This is a genomic window from Archaeoglobus sulfaticallidus PM70-1 (genome assembly GCF_000385565.1).
Taxonomy (GTDB): Archaea; Halobacteriota; Archaeoglobi; order Archaeoglobales; family Archaeoglobaceae; genus Archaeoglobus_A; species Archaeoglobus_A sulfaticallidus.
Genome location: NC_021169.1, coordinates 391273 through 418247, shown reverse-complemented (window position 1 = coordinate 418247; position 26975 = coordinate 391273). Strand labels below are relative to the sequence as shown.

Here is a 26975-nt window from a genome sequence, read left to right as displayed (position 1 = left end):
TTAATTAACACATCAAATTGGCACTGACACAGTGAGGCATAATGACAAGAAGGCTTAAAAAGGAAGTATCTCTCTTTCAGGCTGTCGGTATTTTCATAGGAGTTATACTGGGCTCAGGAGTCCTGATATTGCCATCCATGGCCGCAAATGTGGCTGGTGCGGCATCCTTAATAGCATGGGTAGTTATGACTTTGCTTGCTGTGCCAATTGCCCTAACCTTCGGCTACCTAGCCTCAAAATTTCCATCTGCGGGTGGAATCTCAGAATTCTCGAAACAGGCATTTGGAAAAAGGACTGTTGGGAGCATCACACTTGATGCAGAAATGATTACTGGATTTCTCTTTCTGGCCGTCGTACCCATTGGACCCCCAATTGTTCTGCTCACCGGCGCATCCTATCTGGGCAGCATTCTTGGACTTGATTTTCCTGGGGTTGTTGCTCTCGCAATACTCATGCTCCTTACAATGTTCCTCATAAATCTGAGAGGTGTCAGATTCACCGGAAATATCCAGACAATGATAACGATCTCCATAGTTATTCTGCTGCTTTTTGTTGTTCTCACAGCATTTCATCTCGTAAATCCAGATAACCTGAAGTTCGAACTCGACATCTATCCGATTGGAAGAGCAATGGCACTGATATTCTGGTGCTACGTTGGATGGGAGGCTGTAACCCATCTGTCAGAGGAGTTCAAAAACCCCGAGAGGGATTTTCCCCTAAGCATTCTGATGGCCCTTGGAGTTGTTGGAATAATGTATTTGCTCGTCTCCTTTGTGGTTGTTGGTACACATACATATGGTGACAGCCTGAGGGGAATGACCTCCCTTGTCGAAATAGCGAACAGATCCCTTGGCATTAACGGAAAGCTATTTGTTGCGTTGATCGGATTTATGACTTGCTTCGCTTCTGCAAACGTTTATGTTGCATCGCCCTCAAGGCTGCTGTATGCCTTATCGAGAAGTGGATATCTGCCAGAGGTCTTTGGAAATCTGAACAGGAAGCACGCTCCACAGAATGCTCTGATTGCCGTGGCAGCATCCATGGTTTTCACGTTAATTGCCATGTATCTGTTCAGCATTTCCGTCGAAACTTTGCTCCTGCTCTCCAACAGCATTTTCATAACCCTCTACCTGATTGGCTCGATTGCTGGCATAATATTGCTTGAGAAGAGAGTGTATCCGATGATTTCGTTCGTTATCTGCTTTGCAACCCTGTTATTTGTTGGAGAAAGCGTGATTTACCCGGTGCTGGTTGCAGTACTTGCAATTACATACCTCAATTTGTATGCTAACCGCAAAACAAGCCGATTATGAATACGCAACCACAGCATCCCTCCACCAGAAGTTTTTCCCAGTGTTATACTCTAATTCTGCGATCTGGTTCTATTTATACAGCCAATGGCTTTTTCGTCAAGTCTCACATCAGGGTTTGTCAAAGTGGAAATAATTTCGGGAAAACACAAACAGTCTGAAGCTTGAAAAAAATTAAATAGTTTTATTTTACTATTTATCTCAAATCAAAAGAGGGGTAACCATGGATTCCGAAAAGTTCAACAGGAGATCTGATCAGAGATCAAGGTTTTCTGATCGAAGTAGAGGTAGAAAGGAAATTGATAAAACCAAAATGGAAGATTATGCTTACATTATCGATTTCATGCCCTACGGACATCCCGAGGATAAGAGGCCCATTCACAAGAGGGAACCCTTAGCCCAGATAGTGGGCGAAAAGAGCTTCACATTACTCGAGGTTAGCATAAAGAAGGATAAGAGTCCTCTCGTAATGGACCGCGTTTTTATCGGGAAGGGAGAAAGAGATATTGTCAACAAGATCAAGAGAAGGTTGAGGTATGAAGATTTAACAACTGCTGCAAAATCCGAGCTTCCATATGTTATCGAATATATAGTGAAAGAACATGAGCAAAGGTTCGTTGACTTCTTCAACAAGGCAGAGCCGATAACAACAAAACTCCACCAGCTTGAACTGCTGCCGGGCGTTGGAAAGAAGACCATGTGGGCCATCATCGATGAGAGGAAAAAGCAGCCTTTCAAGGACTTCAAGGATCTCGCAGAGAGGGTTAAAGGCCTTCAGCATCCGGAGAAGCTTATAACGAACAGGATAATATACGAGATAAAGAATCCAAAGACAAAATACAAGATTTTCACCTCATGAAACCCTCATGAAGCTTTTCAAATCGAGAGACCAGCACCTCCTCGTGAGCAAAAGCATCCTTTACAGAATCATACAGCTCTCCGAGCTTAAGGAAGACGAGACTGTTCTTGAGGTTGGATGCGGTACAGGAAACCTCACAGAGCTTTTACTGAGGAATTCAGGAAAGGTTATCGGTATCGAGAAGGATGCAAGATTTGTCAGATACCTCAGGTCAAAGTTTTATGATGAGATCCGAGAGGGAAAGTTCAGGCTCATCCATGGCGATGCTCTCAGGATCAACTTCCCCAGATTCGACAAGTTCATCTCCAACATCCCGTACAGCATCTCAACCCCTCTGACTTTCAAGCTGCTCGAAAGCAAGTTCGATCTGGCCATAATAACCTACCAACAGGAATTTGCTGAGAGATTAACGGCCAGAGAAGGAGAAAAAAGCTATGGAAGAATCAGCGTGGCTGTTAAAGCATACTGCAGAGTTAAGATTCTATTCAAGGTTCCCAGAACAGCTTTCAGGCCGATTCCAAAGGTTGATTCAGCGGTGGTTAAGCTCATACCAAAACCAGAGATAGAGGTTAAGGATGTTGATGTATTCAACGACCTCCTCAGAACCTCATTTTCAATGAAAAGAAAGCTCTTTGGAAAAGTTTTAAAGGAGTGGCTGAAAAAATATGATGCAGAGAGTGTTATTGATGAATTTGAGGAATATCTGGATTTACGCCCTGACCACATCCCTCCAGAGGTTTATGCCAGAATCGCCGATATGGTGAGCGAAAATGGATGATTACTCGAAAGTTTACCCTGTACTTGAGGATACCGAACTCCTGCTTGAGGCTGCCCTTAAAGAGGTAAAGAAAGACGACATAGTTTTGGAGGTTGGAACTGGAAGTGGCTATGTCGCCAAGAATGTGAAAGACAGGTGCAAATTTTTGGTTGCAAGCGATATCTCGCCTTATGCGGTTAGGGTTGCCCACAACCAAGGACTCAACGCAGTCAGAGGAGATTTGCTGACCTGCTTCAAAAAGAAGTTCACACTGATACTCTTCAATCCCCCATATGTCGAACTCGATGAAAAAGAGCTAACGGGAGACTGGTTGGATTTAGCGTTACATGGTGGTGAGAAAGGTGTTGATGTTATGAGAAGATTCCTCAGTCAGCTTGATGATGCACTGGTTGATGGTGGAAGGGCTGTGATGACATTCTCATCATACAACACGCCTGATGTTTATGAAATACTAGATAAAAGTGGCTTTAGCTTTGAGGTTATCAGCACCAAAAAGCTCTTTTTCGAGATGCTGTACGCTGTCAGAATATTTAAAGAGAGTTAAAGAGGGTTAAGATGAAGGTAGGAGTTATTCTGAGGAGTAGAGCGAGAGAGAAGGATGTTGAGCTGATGAAAAAGTTCTTCGATGTGGTTGTATTCAAAATTCCGGAAGATCTGCCAGAACTCATCGAGAATCCATCCGAGTACCTGAATCTCCCGGAGGAGTTTCTCGAGGCGGATATGTTCGTGTCATATGCTGGCCACCCGGACATAAACCTTGAGCTTCTGAAAAAGCTCAGCAACAAGCTCGTGATATTTTCTGGAGGAGCTAAAGCTGGCTCTTATGTCCAGCTCAAGAAAGAGGGTGAGAAGAGGGGCATTAAGGTTGTCTGGGAAGAGATATGCTGTGCAACTCCAGAGATTGATGACAAGAGATATCGAGAATTCTTCAAGCACTTCGGAAAGCCTGAGGTAGAGGTTAAGCTCGAGGGTGACAGGGTAGCTGAGGTTGAGGTTAAAAGAAGTGCCTTCTGCGGGGCAACCTACTTCGTTGCCGAAAAGATAAAGGGACTCGATGTGAATGAGGCTCCTTCAAAAGCTGGCTACTACACGCAGATATTCCCGTGTTACGCGACGAGAGGAATAGAGGGCGGAATACACAAGGCTGCGAGAGTACACAAGAGGGCTGTGGAGAAAGCAATACAGCGAGCCAGGGAGAGGACAGAATGAGATTCAGTCTCTTCAAAAAGAAAAAGAGGGAGCGTTTAACAATACCAGAGCTAAAAGAAGCTCTTAAGAACATTAAAAGAGATCAGGAGATAGAGATAGAGAGATTTATTAACTCAAGGATTTCAGATTTGAGAGATGCCGTTTCCGATTTTATCCTCGAACTTGAATCCTTCCCGATTGAATTTCTCCATCCAAAGCTTCAGGGCGTTGCGAAGAACTTCGTTGCCACGATGAAGAAGCAGTGGGTTTTCAAAGATAAAGATAACACAGAGTATTTCAACAGCGTTAGCAAAAGCACAGAGAGGCTTGTGATTGCGATTGCCAAGAACTTCAGGCTACTCTTTGCCGTGAAACCTCCGGAACTTGAAGGGCTGAATAATGCAATTAAAAGGATAACCGAGATAATAAAGCAGTATGAGGCTCTGAGAAACGATAGTAGATACCTGCTGAGCATAAACATGCTGGAAAAAATCACTCAATTTGAAAGGCTGATTGATGAAATCGATAGACTGAGAGAGAAGCTCAATGAGATCGAGAGAATTGAGAAAAATGAGAGCGAAATAGATGTTGCCGAGCTTGAAAGGCTGTATTCTAAAGAGAAAGAGCTAATGGATAAAGTAAACCAGATTGAAAGCAAACTTGAGTACATTCTGGGTGTTATCAAAAAGCCAATCAAGCTTTATGCCCATTCAACAGGGAGAAGAGTTGACTTCAAGTCCTACCGCTGTCTCGCCGATAGTGATTTCACAGAACTGGCATCTAAAACATCTACAGCCATTATGAAGGGTGAGGTGAGGGTTAAAGATTCCCAGCGGGATCTGATCCTGAAAAACCTGTCCATGGTTTCTGATGCGGACAAAATGATCGAGGAAGTTGACAATTTGAAAAGAGAGCTTACAGATGTTCAGTCCAGGATCAAGAATCTGAAGTCCATAATGGCTTCGAAATCATCGAATACAATTGATAAGGAGGTAAGGTCTCTGAGAAAGCAGATTGAAGAGAAAGAGAATGAGCTTAAGAAGCTTAAAACAGAGCTGTCTGAGATGGCTAAAAAGTTATATGACGCAGAAGTTGAGCTCGTGTTCGATGCTAAAGCAGATAAACTATATCTTTCTTCCTGACTCTATCCTTTACCTTTATACCTACCAGATCACCCGGGAGTGCAGAGTCAACTTTCTTGTGGTTTATCTCTATTGACTCGACTATCTGCTCAAAATCAGTTGTATTCCCTTTTATCTTTATTCTATCCCCAACTTTCAACTTTTTTGTTAAAACTACTGCGGCAACACCCGCTTTCGAAAAGTAGTGTGTGACCCTACCAGCTTCTTCCATGAAATACTTGTGAACATCAACATTTTTATAACTGTCGGCATTGGGATTTGGGATTCGATAATCTATTCAATTCTAATAGTTTTAGAGATCAAATCTTAATGTGTGGGGAGTAAGTCGAAGTACTTCTTTTTAGACATAACAACACTAGATTTGCTCAGTATTTTTAATTCCTACTCTTAATTCAACTAAAATCCTCGGGTAGTCACCTTTATCGGTTTTATCCAAGTAAAGTGATTTGAACTAGTTTTTATGATGGGGCACTCGATGGACTTTCGATATACCATGATTTCAACATAACTGATTGAATATTTCTCATCTGTTGCTCTTTCAATTCTACCATAGCTTGATTTCAACCAGCAAAACAGAAGAGTTCGCTATCATGTTGTTTGCTACTTTCAATCCTGCCATAGTCTGATTTTAACCACCAGTAATCTTCCCTTATTTTTCCCCAAATATAAATCTTCCAGCCTGCTTCAGTATTTAAGCTTCTGCAACCATCAAAGCTGCAACCCATTTATAAACATCACTGAGTCCATGATCGAGCTTTTTTATGAATTTTATGCACCACATTCACTTTTTTACAGCTAATACTCTTTAATCTCAAGAATAAACTCCAAAAAAATTTTGTATGCTACTCAAAACACCTAAGATTTTGTTAGGTACATTTTATAAATTTCATATATAATCTCATATCAGAATTAATGAACTTCAAGGATACCAGAACATGCCATCCAGAATATCGAAAAATCTTTCTGTTTAACATTCAAGTTCAACCCATGAAGAAGCTGACACTTTGCGTATTAGCCATAGTTCTTATAACCCTAACAGCCCTATCAGGATGCACTCAGGAGAAAAAGACATTGAAGATCGGAATCCTGCCAATTGAAGACTCCCTGCCGATTGTCGTTGCTGATGAGGAGAAAATATTCGAAAAATACGGTTTGGATGTTGAAGTGGTGACCTTTCAGAGCGCGCTGGAGAGGGACTCGGCTTTCACTTCCGCAAGCATAGATGGTATGATCACAGACCCGCTCGATGTGATACTGCTGAAGAACAGCGGTGTGGATGTTAAAATCGTATCGCTATGCCTTGGAAAAACTCCATCAGAGGGCGTATTTGCCGTATTAGCCTCGCCAAACTCCCAAATCGAGAAACCTGAAGATCTCGCCGGTAAACAGGTGGCAATATCCAAAAACACGATCATAGAATTCGTCACGGACATGATGCTCAGAGATATCCCCATCGAGAAGATAGAAATAAAGAAAATACCGCTCAGAATGCAGGCACTGCTCGATAATAAGGTGGATGCTGCTGTTCTGCCCGAGCCACTCGCGAGTTTTGCGGAATCCAAAGGAGCCAAGAGGACCATATCTGATGCAGATTTCGACAAGAGCATCTCACAGACTGTTATCGTTATGAAGGGTGATGTTGATACAGACACAGTAAAAAGGTTCCTCAAGGCTTACGATGAGGCTGTAGAGCAGATAAATTCGAACCCCTCAAAATACAGAAGCAAGTTCATAGAAATCGCGAGAGTCCCCCAGGACATAGCAGAGAAGTACAACATGCCCCTGTATCCAAAATCCCAGAAGTTCCCGAAGGAGTTCTATGACCGATACCTCGAATGGGCCATGGAAAAGGGTCTTGCAAAAGAGGTCCCTTACGAGAACGTTGTTGAATGGGTTGATTGAATTCATCAGATCTGCCGCAAACATGATTGAAGCCAGGAACATCTCAAAGATCTACGAGAACGGAGTTAAAGCCATAGAAAGCATAAGCTTTGAAGTGGAGAAAGGAGAAATTTGCTCGATAATCGGGCCTTCTGGTTGCGGAAAATCAACACTCCTTTTAATTTTTTCCGGACTGCTTGAACCGACAGGTGGAGAAGTGCTGATAGATGGAAAGATCGTTAACTCAGTCAGAAAGGATGTGGCCTTAATCCTGCAAGACTACGGTCTTTTTCCGTGGAAGACTGTTAGAGAGAACATCGCAATAGGCCTGAAGATCCAGAAATACCCGAAAGACGAGATAGATAACAGAGTGAAATTTTTGATCAGAAAACTCGGGCTTGAAGGGTTTGAAAACAGCTATCCCAAACACCTGTCTGGAGGTATGAGGCAGAGGGTTGCGTTCGCGAGAGCGCTTGCAATGAAGCCCTCGATACTGCTGATGGATGAGCCTTTCTCATCGCTCGATGCCCTTTCAAGAGAGAGACTCCAGAATTTTCTGATCAAGATATGGCAGGAAACCTCTGCGACCATTCTTCTTGTAACACACAACATAGAAGAAGCTGTGCTGCTTGGAAAAAAGATAGTCGTTCTCACGGAAAGGCCTGGAAGGGTTAAAAGGATTGTGAAGAATGAGGGTGCTGGAAGAGTGGAATACAGATATGAAGAGGGGTTCTTCGAAAAATGTCGGGAGATAAGGGAGATAGTGGGAATAGAAGACTGATAGCCGAATTTAAAGGATACTTCCTATCAGCCCTGACCATCATCACAGTCTGGAGTTTAACCAGCTACATAGTCTCATCACCAGCCCTGCCACAGCCATTTGAGGTTGTTATTTACTTTCTGATTAAACTGCCCGAACTCTCGAAGCATGTTGCCGTCAGCCTGTTCAGGGTTGTTTACTCGATAATTCTGGCTTTATCAATTTCCATCCCTCTTGGACTCATGTGCTTCAAAGACAGTGCTGACAGGATCATATCCCCATTCATTTTCTTGCTTTACCCAATACCGCACATAGTCCTCCTGCCACTGATAATACTCCTTTTTGGCATAGGTGATGCATCGAAGATCTTCCTGATTGCGATGATACTCTTCTTCCAGATACTCGTAACCACAAGAGATTCTGCAAGAAACATCAGTGAGTACTACATTCTCTCCCTCAAATCGCTCGGAGCGAGCGACTGGGATGTTTACAGGCATGTCGTATTTCCAGCTTCATTGCCCAGAATACTCACGGCGATGAGAATCAGCGTTGGAACAGCTATAGCCGTTCTGTTCTTTGCTGAGTCTTTCGCAACAACAACCGGGCTGGGTTATGTCATAATGGACGCCTGGAGCCGGGCAGATTATAAAAGTCTCTACGCAGGAATAATCTCCATGGCATTGCTGGGCTTCTCAATGTACATAGTTCTCGAGATCATTGAAAAAAGGCTGTGCAGGTGGGTATGAAAGGAACTATCTTAATATCACCTTGCCCTTTTTGATTTTCAGAAGTTTTGCCTTCTCGAGATCTCTGAGAATCTCTGCAAAAGCTTCTTTTGTGACCAGGATATGCATATCCTCTACTTCCATTTCCATGTTCTCTGAAATGAACTTCTCTATGCTCTTTTTTTCTTTCGCCTCCTCGAGAACTCTAACCAGCAGAGAATACATTGCCATTAGAGAAGTGGCAGTATCCATGTCGAGTTCCTCAACCCTTTCATCCAGGTTCAGGATATCAGCAACATTGGTGTAGATATCAACCATCTCATCAACCATCGCTTCAATCCTGCTCGAAACCTCAACACCTTCTGGTAAATCACCTTCAAAATCCATAACAGGGATACTCAGATACGGGTCATCCGGAATTCTTTTCTCGATCTTATCCTCATCATTCTGAACCTCAACCAGCTCGAGTATTTTCTCAATTGGATAACTCAAAAGAGCTTTTTTTATGGAAAAATCGAGAGCCTTTTTTATCTCCTCCTCATCCACACTTTCTCCCGCTTCAATTTTCAGCTTAATTATCTCGGAGATATCCTTTCCCCCTTCTGGAAGAAACCTTTCCATGAACTTATCTTTAAACTCCTTAATCATCATACCCTCTTCAATGCCCTGTTCGATGATTTCCTTCGCAGCATTGATGTATTCCTCCCACTTACTCACCTCAGGGAGGTTCATCTCCTTTAATTTGCTTAAATTTCCTTCAAGAAAGGTTAGTTCTTCATAGGTAACCTCGATATATCTTTTAACTTCCACATTCAAACCCATTTTTTTCAGTTCCTCAGCAATCTCGTTTCCATCATGCTTGCTAAAACTTCCAATCTTGACTTTCATAAGTTTAACCCCCCAGAAACTCCTCAATTTTTGCTTTAAGCTTGTCGGCAATTACCTTTCCATCAATTTTACCTCGAAACTCCTTCATAACCAGGCCCATGAGTGGTTTGAAGGCATTAATTCCTCTTTCTCTAATGAAATCTGACTTCTCGGTTATCAAACTGGATATAAAGGATTCGAGGTCTTTTTCCAGATCTTCAGTTCCACCAACCATCTCGATTATTTCTTCCTCACTCGCAGATGGATTGGAACAGAATATTTTCAGCACCTCGTAAACGCCCTCCTTTGCAATCTTTCCATCCTTTAGTAGATCAAGTGTTACAACGAAGTGCATCCTCTCAAGCCTAGATACATCAAAGCCATCCTTTTTCAGCTCTGATGGGGTTAGGTGCAAAACTCTCGCCACCAAAGCGGGAGCCAGATGCTTTGAATATTCTTCAAAGACATCGTAGTAAGGAGAGTCAGCGATGATGCTGGCTAAATCTTCTGACAGTCCCATTTCTCTATATCTCCTAGCTCTCTCCTCAATAAGCTCCGGGATCTCAACATCCAGCAGTTCTTCATCAACAACAACCGAAGATACATCCGTCTCCGGATACATTCTGGCTGAACCAGGTAAAGGTCTCAGGTAGGAGGTTGTTCCGTCTTCATTGGCCTTTCTTGTCTCCTCCGGAATGCCATGCAGACAGGCTTCAGCCCTCTCACATATCCTCTCCAAAGCTTTTATAACCCTGTCTCTGCTACCTCCAGCCAGGATTACAGCATCCTCCTCACCAGCATTCAGATACTCTCTAAGCTTTTCAACCTCCTCTTTGCTGATACCATACGCCGGTAGCTCGTCTGTATGAAATATCCCTCCCAATCCGAATGTTTTAGCAATATCAGAGAACTCTGTCCCAAGCCTTCTGTTCGGCTGGATCTCTCTGCCTACTATGCCCGCAAACTTCCTCAAAACGATCGCTCCAATGAACCCTGCCTTCCTGAGTATCTTCGATTTTGTATCCTTAAATACCTCCCTCACATCATAAACCTCGTGAACAACCTCTGCATTCCTCGATTTCAGCTCATCTCTGATCTTGAGCAGATTTATCTGCCTTATCACCTCATATTCAACGATTTTTGCCAGAATATCGAGTTCCTGAACACCTTTTATCTCAACCCTCGCACCATCTTTGATGCTTATGTTCACATCCTGCCTTATCGTTCCCAGACCTCTCTTGACTTTCCCGGTCGATCTCAGGATCATTCCAAGCTTTCTTGCAGTTTCCATCGCCTCATCAGGGTTTGTTATGTCAGGATCTGTCCCGATCTCTATTAGAGGAATGCCAAGCCTATCGAGGGAGTAAACAACATAACCCTCCCCCTCTTCAACCTTTCTGCAGGCTTCCTCCTCAACGCAGAGTGTGGATACTCCAATCCTTTTGTCGCCTATATCCAGGTGGCCGTTTAAAGCAACAAGAGCGGTCCTCTGAAAACCTGTTGTGTTGCTGCCGTCAATCACTATCTTCCTCATCACATGAATCTCATCCACAACATCCATGTTCAGCATCTTCGCAACCTGAATCGCTATTTTCAAAGCCTCTCTGTTAATCTCGGTGGGCGGCTCCTCATCAGCCTCAACTAAACATGTGGTGTCGTAAAACTTGTAGATGAACTTCTTACTCCTCAAAACTTCTTCTTTAGCTGCTCTATCTTCTTCACCCATTTCGCTTTTCTTGGCTCGCAAATACCTGAAGAATTCAAAATTTGAATCTTCAACATCCCTATGAAAGGTTGGACAGTTGCAGAATAGTTTTCTTTCAGTATCAAGCTGTTGATGGATCTCGATACCAACTTTCAATCCAAGTTTATCGTAATCAATTGACATGAGCTTAGTTCAACGAAAGCAATTAAAATATTTGTGGTGTAATATAGTTATGAAAGCTATCCTCTACAAAGACAAATTCGCTGTGGTCAAAGCTGACAGGATTGACAGTGTTAATCTCGATGGTGAGTTCTTTGCCATAATCAGAGACAGAGGTGAAATTACCGTGGTCCTCAGGGAGAGTGAGCTTGAAAAGATAGGCTATGCTGAAGCTGAAAGAGACTTCAGGCTCATAACCTTCGACCTCATTCTACCCTTCGATGTGGTCGGTTTCATAGCCAAGATCTCAACAGCCATGGCAGATGAAAATATAAGCATCTTTGTGATATCTTCGTACTCAACAGACAGCATACTTATCAGGGAAAAGGACTTAGACAGAGCTTTGAGAGTTCTGAAAGGTTTAGGGTTCGAGATTATGGAAAAATAGTCATCAGATGTTCTCTATCCTTCCAAGTTTAGTCCCGTCAAGCAAAAAGACATCGAAATTTGAGAGTTTGTACTGCTGAATGATTTTCTTTTCAAGATTTACTGCGAGTGATGAGCACAGATCGTTGAAGGCGGGCATAACCGTAACATTTCTATCACCCCACTTTCCGGAAAGCCAGACCCTCCTTTTGAACCCGCCAACGACATCCTGAATAAAAACAGCCGGATGTATGTGAGCGAACACGATGTTTCTCGACTCCAGCACCTCTTCTGGAGGCTTCCTGTGTCCATGGAAAAAGCCCGTATCCTTTGAAATGAAAAAGCCCTCAGTCTTGATAACCTCATCAATTCCTCCATCGTGATTTCCCTTAACCAGCACGATGTTGCCTTCATCAATGCCAAGATTGAGCAGATTATCTTTCAGGTTCTCGACTTCCTTCAACTCCCTCAACCTCAGGCCAATGTCGTGCTTCACGTCTCCAAGCAGGATTACCCCATCATAGCCCTCAGCCGCTCTGACAGCGTTTTCAATCACTTTCCTGTCAAAGTGAACCAAACCAAGATGTAGATCTGCCAGAACTATCCAGCGTTCTCTCCCCCTGATCTCGATCAATGGCTTATCTGGCACAATCCTCAACATCGAAAAAAGTTGTTTGAATTGTAGTTATAGGTTATGCCGTTGGATTATGTCGGATTGGATTATGAGCCGAATTGGAGTATCAATAGCCCAAACCTCAACTTCTCTTCGAGGCAATATGTAATTCTGCAAGCTCCCTGTATTCTTTCCAGCTTCTCTCTATCAGACTCTTAACTTCATCTTCTGTGACTTCCCTGACAACCTTGGCCGGAATTCCCATCAGCAGTGAGTTTGGAGGGTACTTCTTTCCCGTCACCACCGCTCCAGCAGCGACAATACTGTTCTCGGATATTTTCGCACCATTGAGGATTGCAGAGTTCAACCCAATCACAACATCGCTTTCAATTATGCATCCATGAATGACCGCTGAGTGGCCAATTGTAACCCTATCCCCGATCTCTGTAGGAAACCCCTTATCCACATGCACAACAGCGTTGTCCTGAATGTTAGTCTTCTCACCAACAACTATCCTCTCAAGATCTCCTCTAAGAACAGCATTGTACCACACGCTTGATTCCCTGCCTATCTCAACATCCCCAGCTATGGTTGCATTCTCAGCAATGAAAACTCCATCCTTTATAATCGGCCTCTTAGAGTTTATCTCGAGTATGTATGCCATGATTTTTGAGTTATTAATCAGGAGAAAAATTTTTCTGATTGGGTTTTATTCAGTTAAATTTATTTATGAGTCCAAGAGTTTTCAGCGTATGGGTAAAAGGTTGTCCAAGTCCTGGGATCTGATATTGCTTTCATCATTCTCGATCATACTTATCCTGATAATCTATCTGTTCCCGGACAGCTTTTTGAGAAAGGTTATCGGGCTCCCCTTCATACTGTTCTTCCCCGGATACTCTTTAATAACCTTCTTATTTCCTGAAAAGAAGGACCTGGATTCCATAGAAAGAGTTGCCCTCTCATTCGGTCTCAGCATCGCAATAACTCCACTTATAGGCCTGGCGTTGAACTACACACCCTTCGGGATAAGGCTCACACCGATCCTGCTCAGCCTCGCAACCTTCAACATAACCTTCTCTTTATTATCGATTTATAGAAGAAGTATTGCAAGAGATCCATTCATTCCAAGAATCGATTTTAGCTCGCTTGGTTGGGAGGAAATGAGCAGGCTTGACAGGATCTTAACGGTCATTCTCCTGATAGCCATTATAACATCCATAGCTGCCCTGATATACATAATAGTAACCCCAAAGCAGGGAGAGAAGTTCACCGAGTTCTACATACTGGGAGAGAAGGGAAAAGCTGCAGATTATCCAACCAAGCTGAGGGTTGGTCAGAACGCGACCATAATAATCGGCATTGCAAACCACGAGTACAGGACTGTAAACTATACTGTGGAGATATGGCTCGTCAATGCAGCATACTACAACAACACAACCCTGATACACCACATGTACTTCTTCGACAGGTTCAATGTAACCCTGAACCATACCAACATCAACATCGAGGGCAACTGGACTCCACAGTGGGAGAAAAAGTACACATTCTCGATAAGCAAAGCTGGAAAGTACAAGATGTGGTTCCTGCTCTTCAAGGATGTAGCTCCACCCCTCCCATCAAAGCCGGAGAGGATGAAAGATTTCGCTGGAACTGAGGCTGAAAAGAGAATTCTGGATGCGATAGATGGTAAAATTCTTAGCCTCAATCTGAACATCGATGTAAGTAAGATTTGAAGATGCATTGCGATCGCTGGACACCTGACTCAAATCATTCACTGACATCTTACACGATAAAAATCAGAAAAATCAGGAAACCCTCTCAGACTTCGAAAACAACACTTCTGAAACCTCAAAAGGATAGCATTTCAGTAGATCCCGCTCCTCCTTGATAACATTTAAAACGTACTGTGTGGAGGTTCGCTCCACCCCTTCTATGTTCGCTATCGAGTCTATAATCCTTTTGAGATCCTCCCTGTTCAGGGCTTTGGATATCACTATATAGTCTATATCTCCGAGTATATAGTAAACTGCCACAACACCAGGTATTGCAGAGATTTTTTCCCCTATCTCCTTGCCAGTCGCTCCAGCATATTTCCCACGAACAAAAGAGATTGCAGTTATGTCCAGACCAAGCAGTTCATCGTTCAAATCAACCATTATCTTCCTTATCAACCCAGAATCCTCGAGCTTCTTGTAGTTGTAGTACACTGTTGATTTTGGCACCCCGAGTTCTTTTGATATGACCTCCATATTCACTTCTCCATGTTCCGAGATCTTGTAGAGTATCTTTAGCTGTAATGGTGTTAGATCGACTTTTTTCTTCACATGGTTTATAATATTTTTAAATTCAGAGTCTGCATCCATTGATCTTCACCTGCAGGTAGCGAATACTGAATACTTTGGCATATAATTTAAGGTTTACTTGTTTATTTGAATTTGAATCAACTTATTTGCTCCTGAGTGAACTAACTTCTCAAACTATACCCTTTTCAATTTAGCATTCCAGTAATCCATCCAGTTCTGAAATGCCTGATTGACCATCTCCAAATAACTCATCCCTGCCCAGCAATGGCTTGCTTATATTCTAGAGTCTTTTCTGCAACCATTCTCAATAAGCTCTCCACCATCTACAGTTGATCTGCTATTAAGGGCGATACATTCACACAGCAAAAAAGATCAAGAGAATTAAAGCTTTCTGATTTTTGCAACGAAAAATCCAGAACATTGGTGTTTATGCGGATAGAGCCTTCTTGCATTTTTTAGCTCATCCCTAACACCATCCATTATCAAAGCTTTATCTCCATAAGGTATTGTTTCGAGCCTTAACTCAACCCTGCCATCGAAGTAGTCCAGAACCTTGCTTACCACGATCTCGTTCTCCTCTGGAGTCATCGAGCAAGTAGAGTACACAAGAACTCCACCCCTCCTCAGGGTTTTGATTGCAGAAATCAGCAATGAGAACTGAAGACCTGAGCAGAATGCTATGTCTTTTTCCCCCCTGCTGTGCTTTCTTGTTGGATCCTTGTGTATTATTCCCTCTCCAGTACAAGGAGCATCGAGCAATATCCTGTCCGCTTTTATTCCTGCTGAATGGATTTTTGTTGAGTCGGCGTTTACTATTACCGTGTTCATAACACCCATCCTGTGTATGTTATCCTTAAGTGCGGGGATTCTCTCCTTCTGAACCTCTATGGCGAGGATGACGCCCTTATTCTCCATTAGCTGCGCGATGAATGTTGTCTTTCCACCCGGAGATGATGCGAAGTCTATCACGACATCGGTTTTTTCAGGCTCTAAGGCAAGAGGTGGGATGCATGAGCTTTTGTCCATAACATAGTAGTAGCCCATTAAGTATTCCGGAGTTGCTCCGATCGAGTACGCCTCTTTCAAAACTTTGTAGCAGTAATCCACTTCAGTTTTTTCAAGGATGAATCCTCTCTTTTCAAGCCTTTCGATTAGTTCATTCTCCTCAATTTTCAGCGTGTTGATGCGAATGTACTTCGGTACTTTTTCCATCGCCTCGATTATCTCTACCGCCTCATCTCCAAAAAAGTTGATCCATCTGCGTACTATAAATTCATCATATCCATATTTTTCCGCAAGCTTTCTGGAAAGAGGAGAGGATGGAAAGTCGAGTATCATTTCCTATCGAAGAACGGATTCTTTCCTGCAGATGTTAGCGGAATTCCCATTACAATATCCGCCTTAGCATAGCCAAGCTTTCTCGCAGCAGTGCCAATCCTGTACATTATCCTATTGTCCACTCCCATAATGGAGGCAAGTTTGGCAACCGAACCGAGAGCTATGCCAAGATCTATCAGCTTGTATGCGCACATAGGCCCTCTGTAATCCTTGCCCTCTTTCTTTTCAGCCTTCTTCATCTCATCACATGTAAGCCCGCACGCTCCACAGTTCAGACCAATAACCCTGTCTCCAAAAACACCTATGAGCAGAACAGCCTGAGCTTTTTTAACCCCTTCAGCATCCCGGACAAAGTCCTTGTGTCTGTCCTTCATCTCCACCATTTTCTCAGCAATCCTTTCTTTCTCCTCACCATCCACATACAGAATCTCGAGAGAGTCTTCACCCTTGGCTTTGGGCGCGGTTCTTGCGGTAATCATCAGTTGCCGGGATATCTGCCTGATCAGCTCATCTCTGATTTCGGATTCATCGAGTATCATGAAAACCAGTTGGCAAAAAAGGATTTATTTATTGCGGTCTCAGAAAGCCCCAACCAGGAACCCTACCAATCCGAGAGCCATTGCCAAAAGGCTCTGCTTTCTGTACTTCGATATGTCCTCTCTTCTTGCACCTCTTAGCAGGTTGTGGGCTATCTTTATCAGGATTATGTCCGTGAAGAGTACGGGAATGAGATATTTTAAGTCCAAGAAGAATTCGTTGATGAACAGAAAGGGTATGGGACTTATAACAACGCTGATCAGGAAGAGCGCAGCCGAAATTCTGCCGGCAACATCTATTCCCTTTGTTCTGGCTACCGTTTTTACATCCCTCAGTGAATCTCCTTCAACATCTTCAATCCCCTTCATGATCTCTCTGGCTACGCCAGAAAGGAAGGCCATCAGAGAGAGCACAGCGGTGACCAATCCTATATCACCAGCAATAACTCCACCAAAGATGAACGGTGCACACATCGTAAAGCCAATGTATATGTTTCCTGCAACACCAAACTCCTTAAGCTTAAAATCATACAGAAGGCCAAGAATGGATATTATCAGCGCCAGAATGAACGCCTGAAGGTTTATAAGATAGGCGAAAAAAATTCCAATGGGAAACAGGATGATGGACAGGATTAAAGCCGTTTTTCTCGAAAGCTCACCTCTCACAAGTGGCCGATCAATCCTCTTGTTGGCAAGATCTACCTCGTAATCGAAATAATCGTTCAGGGCAAATGCTGAAGCCTGAAGGAAGATCGCGGTCAGCACACCAAAGAACATGTGCATGGGATTGAAGCTGAGCCGGGCAACCACAACCATACCTATGACTACACCAAAGGCATACATGAACCCGTGCTCGAGCCTCAGCAACTCCCAGATGGCCTTCAATTTGCTCATGGAACTGTCTCGAGGTATCGGTCTATTCCCTTCTCGTAGATGACATTCCCGACGATGATTATGTCTGCATAATTGAGCATCTCCATAGCCTTCTCCCTGCTATCTATACCTCCTCCATAAACGAGAACAGCCTTCTCAAGCACTTCGGAGGCCTTTTTCACTACTGCGGGGTTTCCGTAGGTTCCGCTGTATTCGATGTATATTATGGGGAGATTATATATCCTCTCTCCAACTATCGCATAACTGGCAACCTCCTCCGCACTCAAATCGCAGATGGATCTTGTAACCTTGGCAACCGCAGAATCCGGATTCAGAACAATATATCCCTCGATGATGGCTCTGTCGAGGAGCTTCTTGAACCTCTCCAGCTCGTTGAAGTGCATGCTGACCCATTTTGCGTGTTTTCCTGTGATCCACTCAGAATCCTGTGAGTTCAATACTGTTGGAACGAAGAGGTAATCGCCTTCATACACGACATTTTGAGGGTCAGAAGGTTCCACAACGATTGGCAGGTTGTAGTCCTTTATCGCATCGAAAAGTCTCTTGGCTTTATCAAGCGTAACCCCCTCAGTTCCGGAGACCATCACCGCATCGGTGCCACTTTCCGCAACAGCCTTTATTATCTCGTCACTGTTCTCTCTATCAGGATCAAGTTTCGTTATGTGTCTCCACTTCTTCCACTCTTCCTTAGGCATTGAAAGTCCTAAAATGGATAATATTATTAAGTTTTATCCTGTAGGGTTCTGTTCAAATAAGAGTTGTTAAAATGGGTTGTTAAATTTGTGTGTTGTGACCAGTAGATTCTAATGGGATTTCATAATTAGATATAACTCCTTCCCTTTGCTGCATTTGTGAATACCACAAACTCAGTAAAGCCACGATTACTTTCCATAGCCCGGATCGCATATGGGAATTTATTCCATGTACCATTTCATAGATCAGAAGACCAATATTGAAGACAAATGCAAAATAGCCGCCTCAAGATCTGTTCCAGGCACCCGAGACCACATAACCCAGTTTCTTCACTCCATATCATTTAAAAATATTGCGTTGATTGAACTGTTATTAATTCTTACGAAATTGTATTCATTTAAACTAAAATGTAGTGTAAAATAGTGCTAAGACACAAAAAATAACATTTTGAAATATTATTTAACAAAAAGTTTTATTTATTCTGCATGATACTATTTTTCATGAGCGGAAAACTGAGAAGGCTATCAGTAGCAATCGATGAGGAGACTAACGGAATACTGGAGGAGCTTGTTGAGAAAGAAAACAGGACAGCTTCAGAGATAATAAGACAGGCAATCACCCAGTATTACATGTTAAGGGATATTCATCCAGATTCCATAAAGATCTATTCTGATCTTCTCTATGGTAGGGAGTATATTATTCTCGATATAGAATTATGGATTGCGATGCTGGATGAATTGAATGAGAAAGCCTCTGATAGGTTCTGGGAGAATGTAAAGAGTATTGCTGAAGCTCACTCATGGCAGATAAGAAACAAAGGATTTAAAACACTTCCGGAAATACTCAGGTTCTTGGAGTACGAGAACCTGTTCAGGGTGAAAATGAATGGAGATAAGAGCATAACCCTCGTGCTATCATCAAGGAACGAACAGAAGTTCATGAAGATTTACCTCCAGACTTTGCTCGAAAAGCTCGGCTACAAGGTAAAGATAGTGGAGGGACTGAGGAAGATCCTGATCACCGAGATGTAAAAGCTTAATACTTTATTATTTAACAATTTACAATGGAAGTTAATATTCCAATTCTGACAAAAGATGGAATTTTCAGAGAGGCTAGGGAGTTTACCCCATTCGGCTTCAAGATGTCCGAGTATGTTAGATGGGGCTTTCTTGTGGCTGATGAAAGGGTTAAGGTTTCAAAAAACGAGCTGTTTCTGATCAAAATAAAGCCGATAAAGCTCCCGAAAAATACGATGATTTCCTCTATAGGCGTTGTGAGACATCCTGTGGTTACGGTTTTGGATGTTAAAGGAGATCATAAAGATGAATCTAAAGGTGAATCCGAGATCAGAGAGGCTCTTGTTATAGCCTCTGATGATGGAGTTGTTGAGAAAGGAGATCTTATAGGAACTATCAAGATAATCTTCATAGGGGTCGGGATAATAACGAGGTTGAAAGCAATAGAGGTTCCGGAAGCACCATACAGAGATGAGTTGTTCGAGTTCACGATAAAAACCAGAACAGATAGTGAGATTAAGTCTTTCCAAACCATTAAATCCACCCACGGCTACTGGAGGAGCAACTACGGCTACATAGAATACCTGATAAGCAACGAGAGCAAGAAAATCAAGCAAGGAGAGGTTGTTGAGGTGGAGATCAAGCAGGTTGAGATGCCATCCAACACCATTGCAGTTCCGAATGGATTGATCAGCAACATAGACGGATGCGTTATCGATTTGATAGGCAGCTTTCGCGGAATAGAAGAGGACAGGGTGTTAAGCAAGGTTCTCTTTATTCCAGTTGCTGATGGTAAAATATCGAAGAGTGAGCTGCTCGGAACAATATCGATATACTTCGTTGCCACCCATCCTGTTTCCCAGCCAAGGATGAAGGAGAAGAGAATAACCAAAGGAATAGTCAAGTTTCTGGATGCTGACAGAATTGAGGGGGATAAAGAAAAGAAGATGAAATACTTCCCACCCGTGTTCTACAAAAGAAAGAACACTGGCAGATGGGGGATTATAGTCGCGGATGAGAGAGTATATGTCAAAAAAGGAAAGCCCGTGATTGTGAAGATAAGGGACTTCATCCTCCCTGAGAGGTCGATTATAACCCCGATGTACCTCATGAAAAACGATATGGGCACACTGCTGGGTGTTATTCAGCCCGGAATCGCAGACATCCACAGTGAGAAGTACATCACCCATGCAGTGTTTCTGCCATTGATCGATGGCACTATTGAGAAGGGAGATCTGCTGGGAGTTATCAATGTCTATCGCATAGATAAGCTGACAATGGAAAAAATGTTGTCAGAGCTTGGATACTGGAAAGAAAGAATGGAATACAAGTTTGATACCTGAGGGCTGCAAATACTACAGATACCTTCCGATGAATATACCCAGCTTTTCCTTCGCTTCCTCATTTATTTTATCTGGAGAGGTCGTAATCGCATACCTGAGGGAGTTTCTGCATTCGCAGCTATCATCCCCTTCTATCTTCGGTATTATCTCCCTCAGGAGGGTTTTAACCTTCTCCTCGTTCTTCGCCATGTACTCGAGCACTGTTGCAACATCCACTTCACTCTCTTTCCAAACATCGTAGTCCGTTACAGTTGCTATTGTAGCATAACAGATTTCAGCCTCTCTCGCAAGCTTTGCCTCTGGAAGGGCTGTCATTCCGATTATGTCGAACCCTAAAGCTCGATACACCTGAGACTCGGCCTTGGTTGAGAACTGAGGGCCCTCTATGCAGACATAAGTTCCACCCTCGTGGACCTTGAAGTTCAGTTTTCTGGCAGTCTCACAGATTAGCCTGGATGTCCTTTTACAGAACGGGTTTGCGAAGCCTATGTGAACAACGATGTCCTCAAAGAATGTGCTGATCCTGTGCTTCGTTCTATCGTATATCTGATCCGGAACCACGATGTCGAGCGGTTCTATCTCTTCCTTCAGCGATCCTACCGCTGCTATGCTGAGAATAGTATGCACACCGAGTTTTTTCATGGCATATATGTTGGCCCGGTACGGAACATTGGTGGGTGAGAAAACATGTCCCTTTCCGTGTCTTGGAAGGAATGCAACCTTTTTGCCTTCAAACTCACCCAGAATTATCTCCGAAGAGGGTTTTCCGAATGGTGTGTCAACAGATATCTCCTTTATGTTCTCAAACGCAGACTGATCGTAAACGCCTGTGCCTCCGATTATCCCGATCTCCGCATTCACTCAACCAGCCTCCATCCTGACTTACCCTCAACTTCAACAGCCTTCACAATCCCTCTTCTCTCCATTTCCTTCATAACCTCTAAAAATCTGTTCGGCTGTGCTATCTCCAGATGTATCGGGTCGATCTGGTAGTAGCTATACAAACCCCACTTTATATCCCATTCAGTCCAGAAGTCCTTCTTCTCCTTCCTCATGAGCCGCGATATTATATCCGTCATGTCCTCAATGAAGTTCCACGGGAAGATCACCCATGCCCACTCCTCCATGTATTCGCCAAAGTAATCAGGAATGAACTTGGATGTATACAGTAGCTGTAAGGTTGCCGTTTTTATCTCCCCAGCGTTCTGAGACATGACATGTTCCTTTGCAGTCTTCAAACTCCCTCCAGTATCGGCTATGTCATCAACGATCAGAACCCTCTTGCCCTCTACAGATCCATCGGGCAGAGGATACTTTATCTTGACCTCTCCGCTTTTCGCTGCAGTTCCAACATAGTGCTCGATTTTTAGGCTCGTAAGGTCATCGAGGTCAAGAAGATCGCACAAAACCCTCCCGGCAAACCATCCTCCTCTTGCTAGAGCGACAATGATTTCTGGCTCGAATCCATCCTCTTTTACCTGCTCTGCAACTCTTCTGCAGAGAATGTCCATGTAATTCCAGTTCGTCACAACACATTTGAACTTATCTGGAAGCATACCACCCACCATTCGTTGGAGGAATTTTTCAGATTTAAGGGTTTCTAATCTCTAATCAGGCACTCAGATTTATCGCAACTTCTGCGATGTCAGCAGAGTAGTTGAGAATTCTGAAGAAACTGTCGAGTATCGTTTTCATGAGCAGAGCCTCTCTGACCTCCATGTCCAGAATTTTTTCATAGTAGCTCTTCTCCTTTTCCATGTACTTGGATACCATGCTGAGAGTTTCCTCTGCAAGCTCCGCATCCTCTCTGTGGAGAGAGAAGATGGCCATCTGAACCGTCTCTCTGGCAAAGTTGGCAATCTCACACATCTCTGGAACGGGTTTTTTAAGTAACAAAAGCGATTCAGCGATTATTGCTGAGTGGTCAGCTATCCTCTCAAGAGCCCTCACAACAGTCCTGTATTCCATTGTCTTACCGTCCAGCTGGAACTTTTCCTTTAGATCAGAATAGTTTTCTGCAAGCTTTAGAAGCCTTAAAGCAAGAAAGTGTAGCTTATCTGTCTCGTTCTCTCTCGCTATTATGGTGGTGCAGATGTACTTATCGAAGTTCTCAAATGCCAAGCAGAAATCCGAAAATATACTTTGACAGATCTTTGTTATCCTGTCTATTATCTCTATCGGCCTGAGCCTCTCCGTATCGAGAAAAACCTCAATCTGTATTTCACTTCCCAAATCTTCCATTATCTCAACACCTATAAGGATTTCAGAGGCTATGGATATCGCATTTCTCTGCTCGTTGCTGTATATCTTCACAGAGATGGAGTCGTACCCGGCAACATAGTAAGAGATTATCCGCCTTATCAGCGAGTCCATGTTCGCCTCTCTCAGATCTATGCTTGCATACTTTCTTGCTCTTACTGCCTCTTTTGGATATATTACTATTCTCTCACTACCAACATCCATGAAAACCTGATCTCCAGCCTTCAGCCCATTGGAGACTATCCAGTCTTTCGGCAGCGTGATGAGGTAACTGCTCTTACCGCTTGAGAATATCTTCCTGACCTCAACCATGATGTTCCGTCAACCCGATTATATTTAATCAATTTGGTATATACCAGTATATATTGTCTAACCAGTATATGCCAATATATAGTTTGACTATCTTATATTGAATATTGAGACAATGGATATGTATCCAACTCATGAGGGCTTTTCGGGGATAGACATGAGGAGAATCGAGAAAATAGTTATCCTAGTTCTGATATCAATCACAATTGCCGGGTGCACAAGCACCAATGAAGTTACCATAATAGGGAGTGGAGCAACTTTTCCTCAGCCACAGATCGAGAAATGGATTGACTCATACAAAAATGTCAGAATCGAATATACTGGAAAAGGGAGTGGTGGAGGTCAGAACGACTTCAAAAATGGGCTTGTTGACTTTGCATGCAGTGACCCACCTCTAAAAGAGAGCTTATGGAGGGAGCTTGAGAGCAAGGGTCAACCACTTCAGTTTCCGATAATCGTCGGTGCGGTTGTGGTTGTGCACAACATTCCGGGAGTTGACGAGCTGAAGCTAACGGGAGATGTTGTTGCAGACATATTCATGGGCAGGATAGAGTACTGGGACGATGAAAGGATAGTGTCCCTGAATCCATCAGCAAACCTGCCACACGAGAGGATCATTGTCGTGCATAGGAGTGACAGCAGCGGAACGACATCAGTTTTCACAGAGTACCTGAGCCTTTCAAGCGATGACTGGGCTGAGAAGGTGGGTTCCGGAAAGACTGTAGAGTGGCCCGTTGATGAAACTGGTAGAGGAATAGGTGGAAAGGGCAATCAGGGAGTCGTTACAGCAATCAAGAACAACAGGTACTCCATAGGATACACTGAGCTTGCGTATGTTTACAAAGAGAATCTCAAAACAGTTGCACTGAAAAACAAGGCTGGAAAGTTCGTTACAGCCTCAGAAGAGACGATAAAATCTGCAGTTTCGAGAGTTAGCTACAGCATACCCTCTGTAAGAGAGGGCTACAAAGAAAACCTCAGAGCTATGCTCAATGCAGATGGCGAGAAATCTTACCCCATAGTTGCGTTCAGCCACATGATAATATGGGACAGCTACATCGACAAAGCGAAAGAGAGGGCTATCAAGGATTTCGTAAAGTGGATTCTCACCGACGGGCAGAAAGACGAGAACATCGTCACCGGATATGTTGGTTTGCCGAACGAGCTTGCTGAAAGGTTGCTCGAAGAGCTAAATTTAACTTAAATTTTTGGGAGCATATGGAGAGGTTCAAGCTGGGCTTGCTACCCTTTACAGCCATAATTTTCGGAATATTTGTGCTGATGCTATCAGTATATATCATAAACTCAGTAGAGGTCTTCCACAGACAGGGACTGAGCATCTACACAACAAATCAGTGGGTAGCTTCAGAGGATCCAGAGAAAGAAAGGTACGGTGTCCTATCAGCAATATATGGAAGCCTTTACACATCAATCCTCGCCGTCATCTTCTCACTTCCACTCTCCATATCCTTCGCTGTCTTCGTTATAGATTACGCTCCAGAGAGGCTCAAAGAGTGGCTCATTATAATGAACGATATCATGGCCGGGATGCCAACAGTGATATACGGAATATGGGGGGCTTTTATACTCATTCCATTTCTCAGGGACTTCATAATGTATCCGCTGTACAGACTGTTGTCATTCATACCTCTTTTCTCCTTCGAGCCACTGTCGGGATACAGCTATCTGTCAGCGGGAATACTGCTTGGAATTATGGTCACACCCTTCGCGTCCTCAATCATAAGGGAGGCATACAGAATGGTACCATTCACATACAGGGAAGCTGCATTCAGCCTCGGAGCCACGAGGTATGAAGCTACAAAGATTCTGCTCGGATACATCAAGCCAGCAATTGTGGCTGGAATCATCCTCGCTTTCGGAAGGGCTATTGGGGAGACCGTGGCTGTTAGTCTGGTGGTTGGAAACACATTCAACATACATCCGAGCCTTTTCGCTCCCGGATACACGATATCATCTCTGATAGCAAATCAGTTCGGAAATGCGTTCATTTACAGGTATATGACGAGTGCGCTGTTTTCTGCAGGTTTATCGCTTTTCTTGATAGGCCTAGCAGTCAACATACTCGGAATGTATATGCTGAAGAGGTGGAAGCATGGATAGCCCAAAAAATGCAACAAACAGTCTAACAAACAGCCTAACAATCAGAATCATCAAAGAGAAGATTTTCCTCATCAGCATAGCCGTGTTCACCGCTGCAGCAATAATACCTCTTTTCCACATAATCTACAGCGTAATCGTGAGGGGCATTCCTGCTCTGAGCATAGAGTTTCTTCTGGGTTCACTACCCGCACCAAACGATGGGCTCGGTGGGATAGGCCCCGCAATAGCTGGAACCTTCGTCCTCGTATTCCTCTCATCGCTAATAGGTTTGCCCATAGCAATTCTTGCAGGAATATACTCTGCCGAATATCCCAACAGCATTCTTGGCAGGCTGACAAAAACCCTCTTACAGATCATGCTTGAGTTTCCGACGATACTTGTTGGTGTTTTTGTGATGCAGGTTGTTGTGATTCCAATGGGATCTTACTCAGCATTAGCTGGAGCTTTTGCCCTTGCAATCGTCATGATGCCGTATGTTGCTATCTCAACTGAGGAAGCTTTGAAAGAAATTCCGTTCACCTACAGAGAGGCCGGATTTAGCCTAGGACTGTCGAGATTCAAGGTTGTCTTTCATATACTGATGAAGATGGCAAGAAAGGGTATCCTAACAGGAGTTCTGATCGGAATGGCAAAGGTTGCTGGAGAGACCGCTCCTCTGCTGTTCTCCGCTGGGGGCTCGAGCAGGATATACTTTGCTGGTTTGGATAAACCTGTTGGAGCGATTCCACTGCTAATCTACAATCTAATCCAGCAACCCTACGAAAATTACCACCAGATCGCATGGGGGGCTGCCTTAGTGCTCATGTTAATCTTCCTTGGGATCTTCATCCCGATAAGGTTGAAGATTAAGGAGGTTAAGCTATGAACGCAATAGTTACCGAAAATCTTCACATCTATTACAGGAGTAGCCATGTGATAAAGGAAATAAATCTCAAGATTCCTGAGAAAAGGGTATTTGCGATAATGGGCCCAAGTGGGTGTGGAAAATCTACCTTTCTAAGGGCATTAAACAGACTGCTCGAGTTGAATGAATCTGCAAGGGTAAAAGGAGATATCAGGCTTTATGGTAAGAGTATCTTTGAAATGAATCCAGTTGAGGTAAGAAAGAGAATAGGTATGGTTTTTCAGCAAGTAAACCCTTTTCCTCACCTGAGCGTTTTCGACAATGTTGCAATAGGATTGAGGCTAAACAGGGTTTTAAAGTCTAAGAAAGAAATCATGGAGCGAGTTAAGTGGGCTTTGAAAAAATCTGCACTTTGGGATGAGGTCAAAGATAGGTTAGAAGCTCCTGCAACATCTCTAAGCGGTGGGCAACAGCAGAGATTGTGTATTGCAAGAGCCTTGGCTTTAAAACCTGAAGTAATCTTAATGGATGAACCTACAGCCAATCTCGATCCAGTAGCTACAGAAAAAATCGAGGATTTGATATACGAACTGAAAAGAGATTATACGATTGTTATTGTAACACATTCTCCTTCACAGGCTGCAAGAGTGTCCGATTATGTCGCCTTCTTGTATATGGGAGAGCTCATAGAAGTCGGAGAGGTTGAACAGATCTTTGAGAATCCAAGAGAAAAACTAACGGAGAGGTATCTAACTGGAAGAATTGGTTAAGTAGGGTGAAGGTTATAAAAGGCTTGAAAGAAGGTTGAATGAAGTTATGGAAGTCGCACGCAATGCATGACCTCGGCAAGAAAAGGCTGATATCCATTGAACAGGGCAAGAGGTCTGGGTAAAGTAAGAAAAAGTG

General features: G+C 43.4%; 31 protein-coding genes. 17 read left to right on the top strand and 14 right to left on the bottom strand.

Annotation, left to right across the window (positions count from 1 at the left end; translation table 11 throughout):
* The first annotated feature begins 41 nt into the window (after nt 1-41).
* The 6 genes from yjeH to ASULF_RS02265 all read left to right on the top strand — a co-directional run bounded on the left by yjeH (nt 42) and on the right by ASULF_RS02265 (nt 5277).
* A complete protein-coding gene (gene yjeH, locus ASULF_RS02290) occupies nt 42-1313 on the top strand; it encodes an L-methionine/branched-chain amino acid transporter (RefSeq protein ID WP_015590084.1) in 1272 nt (423 codons plus the stop codon).
* A gap of 220 nt (nt 1314-1533) precedes the next feature.
* The gene (locus ASULF_RS02285) at nt 1534-2169 is read left to right on the top strand and encodes a DUF655 domain-containing protein (protein WP_015590083.1); all 636 of its coding nucleotides are present in this window, start codon (nt 1534-1536) and stop codon (nt 2167-2169) included.
* Between the two features lie 43 nt (nt 2170-2212).
* Nucleotides 2213-2947: a 16S rRNA (adenine(1518)-N(6)/adenine(1519)-N(6))-dimethyltransferase RsmA gene (gene rsmA, locus ASULF_RS02280; protein ID WP_236609701.1), complete on the top strand. Its 735-nt coding sequence runs from the start codon at nt 2213-2215 to the stop codon at nt 2945-2947.
* Nucleotides 2940-3491 carry a HemK2/MTQ2 family protein methyltransferase gene (locus ASULF_RS02275; RefSeq protein WP_015590081.1) on the top strand — a complete coding sequence of 184 codons (552 nt, stop codon included), beginning with the start codon at nt 2940-2942 and terminating at the stop codon, nt 3489-3491. The genes rsmA and ASULF_RS02275 overlap by 8 nt, the downstream gene beginning before the upstream one ends.
* 11 nt (nt 3492-3502) lie before the next feature.
* Nucleotides 3503-4156, top strand: a complete 654-nt coding sequence (locus ASULF_RS02270) for a DUF166 domain-containing protein (protein ID WP_015590080.1) — start codon at nt 3503-3505, stop codon at nt 4154-4156.
* Nucleotides 4153-5277 (top strand): coiled-coil domain-containing protein, encoded by a 1125-nt coding sequence (locus ASULF_RS02265; RefSeq protein WP_015590079.1) that lies wholly within the window; start codon nt 4153-4155, stop codon nt 5275-5277. Before ASULF_RS02270 ends, ASULF_RS02265 begins: the two co-directional genes overlap by 4 nt.
* Here ASULF_RS02265 and ASULF_RS02260 read toward each other — a convergent pair.
* Nucleotides 5246-5488, bottom strand: coding sequence for a hypothetical protein (locus tag ASULF_RS02260; protein ID WP_015590078.1), 243 nt, complete (start codon nt 5486-5488; stop codon nt 5246-5248). The genes ASULF_RS02265 and ASULF_RS02260 overlap by 32 nt on opposite strands.
* A 349-nt stretch (nt 5489-5837) precedes the next feature.
* The gene (locus ASULF_RS11845; RefSeq protein WP_169336379.1) at nt 5838-6002 is read right to left on the bottom strand and encodes a hypothetical protein; all 165 of its coding nucleotides are present in this window, start codon (nt 6000-6002) and stop codon (nt 5838-5840) included.
* A 262-nt stretch (nt 6003-6264) separates the two neighbouring features.
* Here ASULF_RS11845 and ASULF_RS02255 point away from each other — a divergent pair, with 262 nt between their 5' ends.
* The 3 genes from ASULF_RS02255 to ASULF_RS02245 are packed head-to-tail and all read left to right on the top strand — an operon-like array spanning nt 6265 to nt 8664.
* On the top strand, nt 6265-7179 hold the full coding sequence (locus ASULF_RS02255; RefSeq protein ID WP_015590077.1) for a MetQ/NlpA family ABC transporter substrate-binding protein: 915 nt from the start codon (nt 6265-6267) through the stop codon (nt 7177-7179).
* Nucleotides 7180-7201: 22 nt separating this feature from the next.
* Nucleotides 7202-7939, top strand: coding sequence for an ABC transporter ATP-binding protein (locus tag ASULF_RS02250; protein WP_015590076.1), 738 nt, complete (start codon nt 7202-7204; stop codon nt 7937-7939).
* Nucleotides 7900-8664: an ABC transporter permease gene (locus ASULF_RS02245; protein WP_015590075.1), complete on the top strand. Its 765-nt coding sequence runs from the start codon at nt 7900-7902 to the stop codon at nt 8662-8664. Before ASULF_RS02250 ends, ASULF_RS02245 begins: the two co-directional genes overlap by 40 nt.
* Before the next feature lie 6 nt (nt 8665-8670).
* Here the strand turns inward: ASULF_RS02245 and ASULF_RS02240 are convergent, their stop codons facing one another.
* The gene (locus tag ASULF_RS02240; RefSeq protein WP_015590074.1) at nt 8671-9531 is read right to left on the bottom strand and encodes a hypothetical protein; all 861 of its coding nucleotides are present in this window, start codon (nt 9529-9531) and stop codon (nt 8671-8673) included.
* Between the two features lie 4 nt (nt 9532-9535).
* The gene (gatE, locus tag ASULF_RS02235) at nt 9536-11398 is read right to left on the bottom strand and encodes a Glu-tRNA(Gln) amidotransferase subunit GatE (protein WP_015590073.1); all 1863 of its coding nucleotides are present in this window, start codon (nt 11396-11398) and stop codon (nt 9536-9538) included.
* Between the two features lie 49 nt (nt 11399-11447).
* On the opposite strand from gatE, the gene ASULF_RS02230 reads away from it, so the two are divergent.
* A complete protein-coding gene (locus ASULF_RS02230; RefSeq protein WP_015590072.1) occupies nt 11448-11822 on the top strand; it encodes an ACT domain-containing protein in 375 nt (124 codons plus the stop codon).
* A gap of 3 nt (nt 11823-11825) precedes the next feature.
* Here the strand turns inward: ASULF_RS02230 and ASULF_RS02225 are convergent, their stop codons facing one another.
* Nucleotides 11826-12461, bottom strand: a complete 636-nt coding sequence (locus ASULF_RS02225) for a metallophosphoesterase family protein (RefSeq protein WP_015590071.1) — start codon at nt 12459-12461, stop codon at nt 11826-11828.
* Between the two features lie 94 nt (nt 12462-12555).
* Nucleotides 12556-13077: a gamma carbonic anhydrase family protein gene (locus ASULF_RS02220; protein WP_015590070.1), complete on the bottom strand. Its 522-nt coding sequence runs from the start codon at nt 13075-13077 to the stop codon at nt 12556-12558.
* Between the two features lie 88 nt (nt 13078-13165).
* Between ASULF_RS02220 and ASULF_RS02215 the strand changes: the two genes are divergently transcribed.
* Entirely contained in the window at nt 13166-14146 is a 981-nt protein-coding gene (locus ASULF_RS02215) for a DUF1616 domain-containing protein (protein ID WP_015590069.1), read from the top strand.
* Nucleotides 14147-14218: 72 nt separating this feature from the next.
* Here ASULF_RS02215 and ASULF_RS02210 read toward each other — a convergent pair whose 3' ends face one another.
* The 5 genes from ASULF_RS02210 to ASULF_RS02190 all read right to left on the bottom strand — a co-directional run bounded on the left by ASULF_RS02210 (nt 14219) and on the right by ASULF_RS02190 (nt 18179).
* Nucleotides 14219-14776 (bottom strand): Lrp/AsnC family transcriptional regulator, encoded by a 558-nt coding sequence (locus tag ASULF_RS02210; protein ID WP_015590068.1) that lies wholly within the window; start codon nt 14774-14776, stop codon nt 14219-14221.
* Between the two features lie 321 nt (nt 14777-15097).
* Nucleotides 15098-16054 (bottom strand): NOL1/NOP2/sun family putative RNA methylase, encoded by a 957-nt coding sequence (locus ASULF_RS02205; protein WP_015590067.1) that lies wholly within the window; start codon nt 16052-16054, stop codon nt 15098-15100.
* Nucleotides 16051-16593 (bottom strand): ferredoxin domain-containing protein, encoded by a 543-nt coding sequence (locus tag ASULF_RS02200; RefSeq protein WP_015590066.1) that lies wholly within the window; start codon nt 16591-16593, stop codon nt 16051-16053. Before ASULF_RS02200 ends, ASULF_RS02205 begins: the two co-directional genes overlap by 4 nt.
* A 39-nt stretch (nt 16594-16632) precedes the next feature.
* Entirely contained in the window at nt 16633-17484 is an 852-nt protein-coding gene (locus tag ASULF_RS02195; RefSeq protein WP_015590065.1) for a UbiA family prenyltransferase, read from the bottom strand.
* Nucleotides 17481-18179 carry a phosphoglycerol geranylgeranyltransferase gene (locus ASULF_RS02190; protein ID WP_015590064.1) on the bottom strand — a complete coding sequence of 233 codons (699 nt, stop codon included), beginning with the start codon at nt 18177-18179 and terminating at the stop codon, nt 17481-17483. The genes ASULF_RS02195 and ASULF_RS02190 overlap by 4 nt, the downstream gene beginning before the upstream one ends.
* A 498-nt stretch (nt 18180-18677) precedes the next feature.
* Between ASULF_RS02190 and ASULF_RS02185 the strand changes: the two genes are divergently transcribed.
* Nucleotides 18678-19208 carry a ribbon-helix-helix protein, CopG family gene (locus ASULF_RS02185; protein WP_048098089.1) on the top strand — a complete coding sequence of 177 codons (531 nt, stop codon included), beginning with the start codon at nt 18678-18680 and terminating at the stop codon, nt 19206-19208.
* Nucleotides 19209-19240: 32 nt separating this feature from the next.
* Nucleotides 19241-20536 carry a DUF22 domain-containing protein gene (locus tag ASULF_RS02180; RefSeq protein WP_015590062.1) on the top strand — a complete coding sequence of 432 codons (1296 nt, stop codon included), beginning with the start codon at nt 19241-19243 and terminating at the stop codon, nt 20534-20536.
* A gap of 12 nt (nt 20537-20548) precedes the next feature.
* Here ASULF_RS02180 and mtnP read toward each other — a convergent pair whose 3' ends face one another.
* The 3 genes from mtnP to ASULF_RS02165 are packed head-to-tail and all read right to left on the bottom strand — an operon-like array spanning nt 20549 to nt 23107.
* The gene (mtnP, locus tag ASULF_RS02175; RefSeq protein ID WP_015590061.1) at nt 20549-21397 is read right to left on the bottom strand and encodes an S-methyl-5'-thioadenosine phosphorylase; all 849 of its coding nucleotides are present in this window, start codon (nt 21395-21397) and stop codon (nt 20549-20551) included.
* On the bottom strand, nt 21394-22092 hold the full coding sequence (locus ASULF_RS02170; RefSeq protein ID WP_015590060.1) for a phosphoribosyltransferase: 699 nt from the start codon (nt 22090-22092) through the stop codon (nt 21394-21396). Before ASULF_RS02170 ends, mtnP begins: the two co-directional genes overlap by 4 nt.
* A 55-nt stretch (nt 22093-22147) precedes the next feature.
* Nucleotides 22148-23107, bottom strand: a complete 960-nt coding sequence (locus tag ASULF_RS02165; protein ID WP_015590059.1) for a phosphate signaling complex PhoU family protein — start codon at nt 23105-23107, stop codon at nt 22148-22150.
* Between the two features lie 154 nt (nt 23108-23261).
* Here ASULF_RS02165 and pstS point away from each other — a divergent pair, with 154 nt between their 5' ends.
* The 4 genes from pstS to ASULF_RS02145 are packed head-to-tail and all read left to right on the top strand — an operon-like array spanning nt 23262 to nt 26839.
* A complete protein-coding gene (gene pstS, locus ASULF_RS02160; protein ID WP_048098272.1) occupies nt 23262-24308 on the top strand; it encodes a phosphate ABC transporter substrate-binding protein PstS in 1047 nt (348 codons plus the stop codon).
* Between the two features lie 14 nt (nt 24309-24322).
* Nucleotides 24323-25225, top strand: a complete 903-nt coding sequence (pstC, locus tag ASULF_RS02155; protein ID WP_015590057.1) for a phosphate ABC transporter permease subunit PstC — start codon at nt 24323-24325, stop codon at nt 25223-25225.
* On the top strand, nt 25218-26090 hold the full coding sequence (gene pstA, locus ASULF_RS02150; protein WP_015590056.1) for a phosphate ABC transporter permease PstA: 873 nt from the start codon (nt 25218-25220) through the stop codon (nt 26088-26090). The genes pstC and pstA overlap by 8 nt, the downstream gene beginning before the upstream one ends.
* Nucleotides 26087-26839, top strand: a complete 753-nt coding sequence (locus ASULF_RS02145; protein WP_015590055.1) for a phosphate ABC transporter ATP-binding protein — start codon at nt 26087-26089, stop codon at nt 26837-26839. The genes pstA and ASULF_RS02145 overlap by 4 nt, the downstream gene beginning before the upstream one ends.
* Nucleotides 26840-26975: the final 136 nt, after the last annotated feature.

Coding starts and splice junctions, on each gene's coding strand:
- ASULF_RS02180 (WP_015590062.1), top strand. CDS start 19,241: ATGGAAGTTAATATTCCAATTCTGACAAAAGATGGAATTTTCAGAGAG.
- gatE (WP_015590073.1), bottom strand. CDS start 11,398: ATGTCAATTGATTACGATAAACTTGGATTGAAAGTTGGTATCGAGATC.
- pstC (WP_015590057.1), top strand. CDS start 24,323: ATGGAGAGGTTCAAGCTGGGCTTGCTACCCTTTACAGCCATAATTTTC.
- ASULF_RS02185 (WP_048098089.1), top strand. CDS start 18,678: ATGAGCGGAAAACTGAGAAGGCTATCAGTAGCAATCGATGAGGAGACT.
- ASULF_RS02230 (WP_015590072.1), top strand. CDS start 11,448: ATGAAAGCTATCCTCTACAAAGACAAATTCGCTGTGGTCAAAGCTGAC.
- ASULF_RS02265 (WP_015590079.1), top strand. CDS start 4,153: ATGAGATTCAGTCTCTTCAAAAAGAAAAAGAGGGAGCGTTTAACAATA.
- pstS (WP_048098272.1), top strand. CDS start 23,262: ATGAGGAGAATCGAGAAAATAGTTATCCTAGTTCTGATATCAATCACA.
- ASULF_RS02245 (WP_015590075.1), top strand. CDS start 7,900: ATGTCGGGAGATAAGGGAGATAGTGGGAATAGAAGACTGATAGCCGAA.
- pstA (WP_015590056.1), top strand. CDS start 25,218: ATGGATAGCCCAAAAAATGCAACAAACAGTCTAACAAACAGCCTAACA.
- ASULF_RS02250 (WP_015590076.1), top strand. CDS start 7,202: ATGATTGAAGCCAGGAACATCTCAAAGATCTACGAGAACGGAGTTAAA.
- ASULF_RS02165 (WP_015590059.1), bottom strand. CDS start 23,107: ATGGTTGAGGTCAGGAAGATATTCTCAAGCGGTAAGAGCAGTTACCTC.
- ASULF_RS02215 (WP_015590069.1), top strand. CDS start 13,166: ATGGGTAAAAGGTTGTCCAAGTCCTGGGATCTGATATTGCTTTCATCA.
- ASULF_RS02240 (WP_015590074.1), bottom strand. CDS start 9,531: ATGAAAGTCAAGATTGGAAGTTTTAGCAAGCATGATGGAAACGAGATT.
- ASULF_RS11845 (WP_169336379.1), bottom strand. CDS start 6,002: ATGGGTTGCAGCTTTGATGGTTGCAGAAGCTTAAATACTGAAGCAGGC.
- ASULF_RS02170 (WP_015590060.1), bottom strand. CDS start 22,092: ATGCTTCCAGATAAGTTCAAATGTGTTGTGACGAACTGGAATTACATG.
- ASULF_RS02225 (WP_015590071.1), bottom strand. CDS start 12,461: ATGTTGAGGATTGTGCCAGATAAGCCATTGATCGAGATCAGGGGGAGA.
- ASULF_RS02195 (WP_015590065.1), bottom strand. CDS start 17,484: ATGAGCAAATTGAAGGCCATCTGGGAGTTGCTGAGGCTCGAGCACGGG.
- ASULF_RS02145 (WP_015590055.1), top strand. CDS start 26,087: ATGAACGCAATAGTTACCGAAAATCTTCACATCTATTACAGGAGTAGC.
- ASULF_RS02190 (WP_015590064.1), bottom strand. CDS start 18,179: ATGCCTAAGGAAGAGTGGAAGAAGTGGAGACACATAACGAAACTTGAT.
- ASULF_RS02275 (WP_015590081.1), top strand. CDS start 2,940: ATGGATGATTACTCGAAAGTTTACCCTGTACTTGAGGATACCGAACTC.
- ASULF_RS02220 (WP_015590070.1), bottom strand. CDS start 13,077: ATGGCATACATACTCGAGATAAACTCTAAGAGGCCGATTATAAAGGAT.
- yjeH (WP_015590084.1), top strand. CDS start 42: ATGACAAGAAGGCTTAAAAAGGAAGTATCTCTCTTTCAGGCTGTCGGT.
- ASULF_RS02205 (WP_015590067.1), bottom strand. CDS start 16,054: ATGATACTCGACTTTCCATCCTCTCCTCTTTCCAGAAAGCTTGCGGAA.
- ASULF_RS02285 (WP_015590083.1), top strand. CDS start 1,534: ATGGATTCCGAAAAGTTCAACAGGAGATCTGATCAGAGATCAAGGTTT.
- ASULF_RS02270 (WP_015590080.1), top strand. CDS start 3,503: ATGAAGGTAGGAGTTATTCTGAGGAGTAGAGCGAGAGAGAAGGATGTT.
- ASULF_RS02260 (WP_015590078.1), bottom strand. CDS start 5,488: ATGGAAGAAGCTGGTAGGGTCACACACTACTTTTCGAAAGCGGGTGTT.
- ASULF_RS02255 (WP_015590077.1), top strand. CDS start 6,265: ATGAAGAAGCTGACACTTTGCGTATTAGCCATAGTTCTTATAACCCTA.
- ASULF_RS02210 (WP_015590068.1), bottom strand. CDS start 14,776: ATGGATGCAGACTCTGAATTTAAAAATATTATAAACCATGTGAAGAAA.
- ASULF_RS02200 (WP_015590066.1), bottom strand. CDS start 16,593: ATGATACTCGATGAATCCGAAATCAGAGATGAGCTGATCAGGCAGATA.